The sequence below is a fragment of the Embleya sp. NPDC056575 genome, assembly GCF_042793325.1.
GTDB lineage: Bacteria > Actinomycetota > Actinomycetes > Streptomycetales > Streptomycetaceae > Embleya.
Window position 1 is genome coordinate 1 of record NZ_JBHTVA010000169.1, and the last position, 1,726, is coordinate 1,726.

Sequence of the window (1,726 nt, forward strand, 5' to 3'; positions counted from 1 at the left end):
CTTTCATATGCATTTATGAATACAGTCCCATCTTCACTTTCAGAAATGGAGACATTAAAGCCTTGTTTTTTCAGGCTATTGTATTCTTTTAATTGTTGAATATTTAATTTAGAAACCTTATTCTCAACACTACTTTGAACAGAATGATTCGCTGCTTGTGCACTCGGCAAACCAGCTGATAATAACGTTGAAAATGCTAAAACAGGAACAGCTACACATTTCAATAGTGACTTTGCTTCCATAATTCCATCTCCTTCAAAAGTTTAAATACGTTTAATTTATACCATTTTTTTCAATGGAATTTTTTGAAAATAAGGAATATTAAGCTAGTTTTAAGGATAATAATAGAAAATTCTCATATCTTTTCTTCTGTTTTTTGTTAATAATAAGAGTATGTTCAAAACATTAGGGAGGAAGATTAATGGATATACCAATGTGGGCCTATATAGTGGTTGGCATTCTTGCTGTTGCTGGATTTATAAGTGTTATGTGGTTTTCTTTTTTCCTAGATAAAAGTGAAAAAAAATAAGCAGGCATCAAGCCTGCTTTTATTATTTGATTATGTAATTTTTAATACCAGGATGCCAATAAGCCATGACTTCAAATGCACCATTTGCTACCTCGTCATCCTCTTCCTCAATCTTAACAAGATCTCCATCTTCAGCATCACCAAGGTTCAGTTCTTTATGTATCTCTTTCAAAATTCCACCATACCCGATCAGCCTACGAGCAGACAGTGCATCATCCAAATAAAACACTGTATTCAGATTGTCTTCTGTCACCTTATTACCGCGCACGACATCCGTATCTTTAACCGGATATTTAGAGATTTCGAGAACAGCTTTTTGCTCCACCATAGCTTCCCGTACTTCGTCCTCAATTTGTTCAGCATTAATCTTCGATTTACCTTTAACTCGACGAATATCGACAATCGGCGTGTAATCCAATTTCATTGCCCTTTTCCATAGGCTTGTCCACTCTGCCTGCTTGATATAATTCTTTCCAAAATAATTCCTCTTTACAGGCAACAGCACATGAAAATGAGGGTGATATGTATCTTCTTTATGGTTTTTGGTAATCTCTAAAGCTCTGAAATAACCTAAAGTAGCTTCTTTGACTCGTTTATAACCGAAAAGACGATTCCATCCTTTCATCATGTCAGTAATCATAGGTTTTAATCCATCGCCCTCGACATTACGAACTGTAAGTGTGAGAAAAATCCAACTGCAGCCATACTGCCGATTCGCTTCCTCAACAATTAATTTATTATGATACGCAATTTTTAACGACCTGCGCCACGCACACATCGGACATAACCTCACTTTACAAAAATGGGCTTGATACAGTTTTAATTTGTCCGTCTCCGGGTCTCTCTTAAACGAAAGATACTCTGCACAACCATTTAATTTTTCAGCTTTTTTGCCGTAGTAAGGTGCTCCGATCTTGCTCTCCAACGCTTCGTAATGCTCCGCCATAAGATTCGTCCGTCTCTTTTTCCCCTTCCAATCCCGCTTTTTACCTGTTGCGGTTTTGTCTTCGAGGATGCTATAATCGTTTTCAGATGAATACAAAATGAAAAACTCCTTCTGAGCTAGTAATCTAGCATTCTATTGTTAAGTGTGGTAACTCAATAATAGCAGAAGGAGTTTTTACCTGTCAAAAAAGCCTCCATCCCTTGACAAATAAGGGATGAGGGCTTTTTTTTTGCCTTGAGATGTTTCTATAT

The 1,726-nt window shown here is 36.6% G+C and carries 2 protein-coding genes; both read right to left on the reverse strand.

Going from position 1 to position 1,726, the window contains the following annotated elements:
• A partial coding sequence (locus tag ACFRCG_RS48450) for a hypothetical protein (protein WP_380043051.1) occupies nucleotides 1–242 on the reverse strand: 242 nt, incomplete at its 3' end.
• A 309-nt stretch (nucleotides 243–551) separates the two neighbouring features.
• Nucleotides 552–1,571 (reverse strand): protein rep, encoded by a 1,020-nt coding sequence (locus ACFRCG_RS48455; RefSeq protein WP_089030066.1) that lies wholly within the window; start codon nucleotides 1,569–1,571, stop codon nucleotides 552–554.
• Between the last annotated feature and the right edge of the window lie 155 nt (nucleotides 1,572–1,726).